Origin of the sequence: Chlorogloea sp. CCALA 695, assembly GCF_003003885.1 — a bacterium.
In the GTDB taxonomy this organism is placed as follows: domain Bacteria; phylum Cyanobacteriota; class Cyanobacteriia; order Cyanobacteriales; family Chroococcidiopsidaceae; genus Aliterella.
Map to the genome: position 1 here is coordinate 38,054 of NZ_PVWN01000035.1, position 7,311 is coordinate 45,364.

The following is a 7,311-nucleotide window of genomic DNA, read 5'->3' on the forward strand; positions in this document are numbered from 1 at the left end:
TGGGCGTTCGGCACTCAGCTATTATCTAAACTGACACCTGATAGCTAATACTTAAGAATGGTAGCAGTAGCAATTTTAGCGGCGGGACGCGGAACTCGAATGAAATCCAAATTACCTAAAGTTTTACACTCTTTGGGTGGGCAGAGTTTGGTCGAAAGAGTATTGGATAGTTTGCAGACCATTTCTCCGCAACGACGGATGATAATTGTGGGTTATCAAGCCCAAGAAGTAAAAACAGTTTTGCAGGAAAAACCCACCTCTCACCTTTTCCCAGAGTTGGAGTTTATCGAGCAGACAAAACAATTAGGTACAGGTCATGCTATTCAACAGGTAATTCCTCATTTAGAAGGGTTCATGGGGGATTTGCTGGTTTTAAATGGCGATGTACCACTTTTAAGACCTCAAACTATTAAACAGTTGTTAGAGGCTCATCAAGAGCATCAAAACGCCGCGACAATTCTTACCGCCCAATTGCCCAATCCTCAAGGCTACGGACGGGTATTTTGCAATGAACAAAATATCATTAAAGAAATTGTTGAAGATCGAGACTGTACCGCCGCCCAAAAACAAAATCGTCGCATTAATGCTGGAGTTTATTGTTTTAACTGGTCAAAATTGATGGAAGTGTTGCCGCACTTGCAAGCAAATAACGATCAGCAAGAATATTACTTGACTGATGCTGTAAATCAGTTAGAGCAAGTAATGGCGGTGGATGTGGCAGATTATCAAGAAATGCTCGGTATCAACGATCGCGAACAACTAGCCGCCGCCTACGAGATTTTGCAAGAACGAGTGAAATCAAAATGGATGAAGGCAGGGGTGACAATGGTAGATCCCCAAAGCATTACGATTGATGACACTGTAAAATTGCACGCTGACGTAATTATTGAACCGCAAACTCATTTGCGGGGTAATACAGAAATTAAGTCTGGCTGTAAAATTGGACCTGGAAGTTTAATTGAAAATAGTCTAATTAGTGAAAATGTAACCGTTTTGTATTCGGTAGTTGTCAATAGTATTGTTAATGCTGATAGTCAAATTGGCCCCTATACTCATTTGCGTACCGAAGTTGAAGTTGGTGCTGGCTGCCGATTAGGAAATTTTGTAGAATTGAAAAAAACAAAATTAGGAAATCGCACTAATGTCGCTCATTTGTCTTATTTGGGCGATGCCACTGTAGGAGAGAAAGTTAATATCGGTGCGGGGACAATTACTGCTAACTATGATGGCGTAAACAAGCACCCGACTAAAATAGGAAATCGCACTAAAACAGGGGTAAATAGCGTTTTAGTCGCACCATTAAATATTGGCTCTGATGCTTATATTGCCGCAGGTTCCACTGTTACCGAAGATGTACCGGATGATTGCTTAGTTATCGGGCGCAGTCGGCAGGTAATTAAACCTGGTTGGCGGTTGAAAAAAAAGCTTGATGACGCAGAAGTTTAGAGAACAAAGGATGGAGTTATGCTTCATCCTTCAACGCAACCTGTAAGCGTCCCTTCATCGTCCAAAGTATCGCCAATTTTTTCGCCATCGTGGAAAGCAGCTAGTAATACTTCACTGGTTTTTCCCCAAGCGATCGCTCCTGTCCTGTCTAGAGCGATCGCCCCTAAATCTCTTTGATTTTTGTGGGCTTCAGCAAAAGTACGCTTCATCGCCTCGTGTAAAGAAAACCCATCAGTGACGCGCACGACAATTCGGGCGGCTAAACATTCATCGATGATATCTTCACCGATTCCCGTACAGCTAACGGCGGCGTGCATGGTGGCGTAATTTCCCGCAGGCATTGCCGAATCGCTTACTCTACCTATACGTTCAAACCCTTTACCCCCTGTTGATGTGCCTACTGCCAAATTTCCCTGGCTGTCGAGGACGACAACGCCAATTGTACCGCGTCCGGCATTTTCGACTAATTCTGGTTCGGCGACTACTCCTGCCATCGTTTTCACAAAATTTTCTTGGCGCTCCCGCATCCATTCTTCTAGGCGTAGTTCGGTGAGAGGATTGTAGAGGGGTATTTGTAATTCCCTGAGCAATTCGGCGGAGCCATAATCAGATAAAACGCGATCAGGAGAATTTTGTAAGTAGGACGCTAAATCAATGGGGTGTTGTACCCTTGATACATTAATAGCACCGCTAAAGCGCTGACTTGTTCCATCCATTAAGGCGGCGCTCATGCGGATTTGTCCATCAGATTGCAGTACCGAACCCGTCCCGGCATTGAAGCGGGGATCGTCTTCTAATAACCGACAACCCAACACCACTGCATCGCTGGCTTTTGCTCCCGACTTCAACAGGGCATACACTTGTTCGATAACTTGGTTAAGGCTGCGTCTAACAGATTCTACTCCGCCTTTTCCTTTTAATGAACTCCCCGCCCCACCATGAATAATTAACTTAGGCTGCACCTTTGAACTCCAGACGTTTGCTTGCAAGTATACTAAATTGCGCTCTTACTGCGAAGTGCTTTTACGACGGCGACAGCGTTCCGAGCAGTATTTCACATCATCCCAGCAATCAGCCCATTTTTTGCGCCAAGTAAAAGGACGCTGACATACAGGACAAATTTTTGTCGGTAAATCAGATTTAGAGTAGGGCATAGCAATTTTAATCATACATCTTCTTTAATTTTACAAATGTTTACGAAAGCACAGAAACTAGCATCGGTACGAATTGTTTTAGTAGAACCTGCGGGCGATCGCAATATCGGCGCGATTTCTAGAGTAATGAAAAATTTTGGTTTACAGCACCTAGTTTTAGTCAATCCACAGTGCGATCCCCAGTCGGAAGAAGCGCGACGTGCGGCGGTTCACGCGGGAGAAGTTTTAGCAGCACAGCAGGTAGTACCAACGCTAAAAGATGCTTTACAGGGGTGCGTACGGGCGATCGCTACTACAGCGCGCGATCGCGAGAAATCGCCTCTTGAACACCCCCATACAGCTTTACCCTGGCTACTAGAAACACCTCTTGAGCAACCCTCCGCCCTAATTTTTGGCCCTGAATGTAGAGGATTGAGCAATCAAGAATTAAACTATGCTCAACGCTTTGTTCGCATTCCCTCTAACCCCGATTATTCGTCGCTTAACTTGGCGCAGGCTGTGGCTGTTTGCTGTTACGAACTAACACAATCGGTAGACTTTTCAACGGGCGATCGCCCCCTACCCCTCGACTATGCTGCAATTGATGAATTAGAAGGCTATTACCAGCACTTGCAAGCAGTTTTGCTTACCATTGGCTATGTTTATCCTCACACCGCCGCTAGTCGGATGGAGAAATTTCGCCAAATTTTTAACCGCGCTCATCTTGACAAAGCCGAACTAAGTATGCTAAGGGGTATCTTAACTCAAATGCAGTGGGCATTACAGAAAAAGGCTGAAAGCTTAGAAGATAAGTTATAAGTTTGGCAGTGCTAAAACTTTTTATCAGCAGATCGCCGCATCAGGGTTTTTAGATGGTAATAACATTTAGTAGTTTGTGGCTCTAGCTTGTGCTACTAATTGAGCATTTAAAGTTAAGCATCAAGTATTTTTTAAAGATTTATTGTCAATTATTAGGTGTGAGGAGTTAGGCGTGGAACAGCCGTCAGTAAAAAACAAATCGCTGGGATCGCAATTTAATGCTTATTTTTTCAGAAATGAAGGGAGTAAAACCGCCCAAAGTATCAGTCAAGATATTAAAATTCTTTATAAGAATGAAAATTTGCAGCTAACAGCCGCAAGGGATACCTCAAATCCTAAAGTAGAGCTAGGTAGGCAAACTAAGGTTGAAAGAGCAGCAATGAAGGGCAAATCGCGATCACGTCCAGTACATTTACCAGCAAAAGCGGCGCTCAATAACCAACGGGCAAATCCATCGCCGCCAACTACCACACAGAAAAAAGTAGCACCACCGCCAGCAACTAAACGTCCCGTAAAGCGCAAGAAACCTCCGGGATTAGTAGTGTATGCTTTGCGCCTACTAATTTTTGGCATGGGAACTTGGGTACTTGCTGGGACTTTGTTATCAGCGCTAAATCCGGCAACTCGGATGAATCAACAAGCAAAAGAAAAGAGCGCTCGACCTATTGCTAAAGCAGAGCCGATTGTAGCCCTACCTCCAGCAATCAAGCTAAATCAAGAAATTATCCCTTTAAAAACTGCTGTACAGCAATTAGGAGCGAAGAATAAGGGACTAACACCGGGAGCTTTCTTTATCGATCTCGATACCCATAATTATCTAGATTGGAATGGATCGCTACCTTTTGCCGCCGCTAGTACGATCAAAGTTCCTGTACTCGTAGCATTTTTTCAAGATGTAGATGCGGGGAAAATTCGTTTAGATGAAAAGCTTACCCTGCAAAAAAAGCTAATTGGTAGCGGTTCTGGGGGAATGCAGTATCAACCGCTAGGTACAAAGTTTACCGCTTTGAACACGGCAACCCAAATGATTGTCATTAGCGATAATACTGCTACAAATATGCTAATTGACCGAATGGGCGGGATCGCTAAGTTAAATGAACGCTTCCAATCTTGGGGTTTAGTATCGACAAAAATTAATAACCCATTGCCCGATTTGACCGGGACAAATATCACCACCCCCAAGGATATGGGGGAATTAATGAGTTTGGTAGATCGGGGGGAATTAATGTCTTTAAGATCCCGCGATCGCCTGTTAGAAATTATGCGCCGTACCAAAACAAGAACTTTACTCCCCCCAGGGTTAGGAGAGGGAGCAATTATCGCTCACAAAACTGGCGATATTGGCTCAATGGTAGGAGATGTAGGTTTAGTAGATATGCCTAATGGCAAGCGCTATATTGCGGTAGCAATGGTCAAGCGCCCCCATAATGATAGTCGCGCTCAAGAATTAATCCGCCAAATTTCTCGCACTACTTACCAACATTTTACAAAACCCCCCGCACTCCAAGTAACGCCTAGCCCCACACCATTTATTATTACTAGCCCCCAAGCCGTAGAGGAGGGTCAAAGCCCTAGGTAAGCGACAGTGCAGCCTCACGGATTGCTTTTTGACTGTCTATAGTTGCCCAGATAGTTTGCAACAACTCATTTAAGCCTTGATGACTGACGGCGGAAATTAGAAATATAGTGCCTTCACTAAAATCTCTAAGCTGTCGGATAATTTCTTCAGTAGTTTCTTCATCTACAGCATCGGCTTTGTTAATTGCCACAATTTGTGGGCGATCGCTCAATCCTCGTCCGTAAGCTTGTAATTCTGCTTGAATTATTTGATAGTCGGCGATGGGATCAGGTGCTGTACCATCAACTAAGTGCAGTAGTACGCGGGTGCGCTCGATATGGCGCAAAAAATCGTGACCTAAACCTGCTCCTTGATGAGCGCCGGAAATCAAACCAGGAATATCGGCAAATACTGTACCGTCTCCTGTAGGCTTGCGGACTACTCCCAAATTCGGCACTAAGGTAGTAAACGGATAATCAGCTATTTTCGGTCGGGCGGAAGACAAAGCCGAAATTAAAGTTGATTTACCCGCATTAGGTAAGCCAATAATTCCCACCTCAGCTAAAAGCTTCAACTCTAAATTTAGCAGCCTAGTTTCTCCGGGTAATCCTGGCAAAGCGTATTCTGGGGCGCGGTTGCTATTGCTCAAAAAGTGCTTATTTCCCAAGCCTCCTTTACCACCCTTGGCAACTTGGAGAGTTTGATCTTTTTCGGTTAAGTCGCCAATTAATTCCCCCGTTTCCGCATCATAAATAATCGTCCCACAAGGAACTTCAACTACTAGATCCTCTCCCGAAGCCCCCGTACAATTATTTGTTCCACCGCGATCGCCATCTTCGGCTTTAAAACGATGTCTGTATCGGAAGTCCAGCAAAGTTTGCAAGTTTTCTACGCTTTTAAAAATTACCGAACCACCACCACCGCCTTTACCTCCTGATGGGCCTCCGGCGGGGACGTACTTTTCTCTGCGGAAGCAGACCATGCCGTCGCCGCCCTTTCCTGATTCAACTTCTATTTCGGCTCGATCGATAAATTGCATAATGTTTTAGCTGTTAGCTACTAGGTAGATAGGCGTGAAATTTGTAGAACGCAGTTAATATCTGTTTCTACTACCTTTTCTCCTAAGCTCTTGTTATTCCATGCTAATGCTTAAACGCTAACAATAATTTGAGACATCTTCTTGACATTCATCCGCTAGGTACGATAAGGCACGAAAGCGTAAACCTACCAGTTGCTCGTAAACCGGGTTAATTTTGCACATCGCCGGAATGTGAACAATTTTGCGTCCAAACAACTTAACATCTCGCTCGAAGGGACATTGGGCGGGGATCATTTTGCACAAAAACCTGGCAACTTTAGGATCGTGAATTTTTAGCTCGTCTAACCAGTTGCGGACAGGGCGCAAGGCATGGCTATCAATCTGGGTAAATAAATAATAGTTGGGGATCATGCCTTCTTTTTCTTCTTTTTGGTCATAAAGGGTAGTTCGCAAGCTGTTTAGAGCTGTTTCTGATAGCCCTAAAGCTTGGCAAAATTCGTGTAAAACATTAGCTTCGCTGACAGAATAAACTCCATCGGCGATCGCTACCATTACGGCGGTGCGTAAAAAATTCTCGGCGGCGGCGCTGTCGTCGCTCTTAAAAGCCGCCGCAAGTTCGGTGGGTGTAATCGGCTCTATTGCTTCCCATTGGCTGCTATCGCCCTTTAGCGCCAAAGCTGCAATTAATTTTTGTTCATCATCATCAAAGTTGCCGTCTGCCCAAGCAATTGTTAACAGTCCGCGCAGCCAAGCTGAGATTTGTTCGTCGGTACAGGGAGTCATCACACTGGTCACATCGCACGGTTTTACAATTCGACGCATTGATTCTAACTCTAGTTTCATCATTACTGACGTAAACTACGAAACCAAAAGACTGATTTTCGATAAAGGTTTTGTAAAAATATGCCACTTAAATATATTGTTTGTACATCGATCTTAGCTAGGTCGATTTAGCACCCGCCGGGGTAAGACAGGGGAGAAATCGCTACTTTTTGAGTGTAGATTTTGGCACTCTCTAGTTTTTTAGCGCGATCGCCTAAAATTTTTGCTTTCTTAGTTTGGTTACACCCTATTTTGCTCTACCTAAGCTTTTAAGGGGTTTGGGGTTAAAATAACAAATATTGGTATTAATATTTGCTATTGTTTACTCAGTAATTGTTGAGCTTTGATTTTCCTGGCAACTTGCTCTTCCCTTGGTTTGGGAGCTATCTATGCTTAGAGCGTGTCTGTAAAGTATTGGCAATAATCAGAACAACGACCGAGTTGTACCTATAGCCGATGAAACGCAAACCTTATCCCACGGATTTGACTAATGA

Annotated in this window: 7 protein-coding genes; 3 read left to right on the forward strand and 4 right to left on the reverse strand. The window is 44.2% G+C overall.

What is annotated here, in order from left to right:
- The first annotated feature begins 57 nt into the window (after window positions 1-57).
- A complete protein-coding gene (glmU, locus tag C7B70_RS16415; protein WP_106370088.1) occupies window positions 58-1,446 on the forward strand; it encodes a bifunctional UDP-N-acetylglucosamine diphosphorylase/glucosamine-1-phosphate N-acetyltransferase GlmU in 1,389 nt (462 codons plus the stop codon).
- 23 nt (window positions 1,447-1,469) lie between these two features.
- On the opposite strand, the gene C7B70_RS16420 is transcribed toward glmU, so the two are convergent.
- Window positions 1,470-2,408, reverse strand: coding sequence for an isoaspartyl peptidase/L-asparaginase (locus C7B70_RS16420; RefSeq protein ID WP_199192308.1), 939 nt, complete (start codon window positions 2,406-2,408; stop codon window positions 1,470-1,472).
- 45 nt (window positions 2,409-2,453) lie between these two features.
- A complete protein-coding gene (locus C7B70_RS16425; protein WP_106370096.1) occupies window positions 2,454-2,606 on the reverse strand; it encodes a DUF2256 domain-containing protein in 153 nt (50 codons plus the stop codon).
- Between the two features lie 30 nt (window positions 2,607-2,636).
- Here C7B70_RS16425 and C7B70_RS16430 point away from each other — a divergent pair, with 30 nt between their 5' ends.
- Complete coding sequence (locus C7B70_RS16430; RefSeq protein ID WP_106370090.1) at window positions 2,637-3,398, forward strand: RNA methyltransferase; 762 nt, start codon at window positions 2,637-2,639, stop codon at window positions 3,396-3,398.
- Between the two features lie 379 nt (window positions 3,399-3,777).
- Window positions 3,778-4,977 (forward strand): serine hydrolase, encoded by a 1,200-nt coding sequence (locus tag C7B70_RS16435; protein WP_199192311.1) that lies wholly within the window; start codon window positions 3,778-3,780, stop codon window positions 4,975-4,977.
- On the opposite strand, the gene obgE is transcribed toward C7B70_RS16435, so the two are convergent.
- Both obgE and C7B70_RS16445 read right to left on the reverse strand, forming a co-directional pair.
- Window positions 4,970-5,995, reverse strand: a complete 1,026-nt coding sequence (gene obgE / locus C7B70_RS16440; protein ID WP_106370092.1) for a GTPase ObgE — start codon at window positions 5,993-5,995, stop codon at window positions 4,970-4,972. The two genes, C7B70_RS16435 and obgE, sit on opposite strands and share 8 nt — an antisense overlap.
- 117 nt (window positions 5,996-6,112) lie before the next feature.
- Window positions 6,113-6,817, reverse strand: a complete 705-nt coding sequence (locus tag C7B70_RS16445; RefSeq protein ID WP_199192309.1) for a Mo-dependent nitrogenase C-terminal domain-containing protein — start codon at window positions 6,815-6,817, stop codon at window positions 6,113-6,115.
- Window positions 6,818-7,311: the final 494 nt, after the last annotated feature.

Bases quoted from the DNA above. Each gene is read 5' to 3' on its own strand.
- C7B70_RS16435 (WP_199192311.1), top strand. From the start codon at position 3,778: ATGAAGGGCAAATCGCGATCACGTCCAGTACATTTACCAGCAAAAGCG.
- glmU (WP_106370088.1), top strand. From the start codon at position 58: ATGGTAGCAGTAGCAATTTTAGCGGCGGGACGCGGAACTCGAATGAAA.
- obgE (WP_106370092.1), bottom strand. From the start codon at position 5,995: ATGCAATTTATCGATCGAGCCGAAATAGAAGTTGAATCAGGAAAGGGC.
- C7B70_RS16445 (WP_199192309.1), bottom strand. From the start codon at position 6,817: ATGCGTCGAATTGTAAAACCGTGCGATGTGACCAGTGTGATGACTCCC.
- C7B70_RS16430 (WP_106370090.1), top strand. From the start codon at position 2,637: ATGTTTACGAAAGCACAGAAACTAGCATCGGTACGAATTGTTTTAGTA.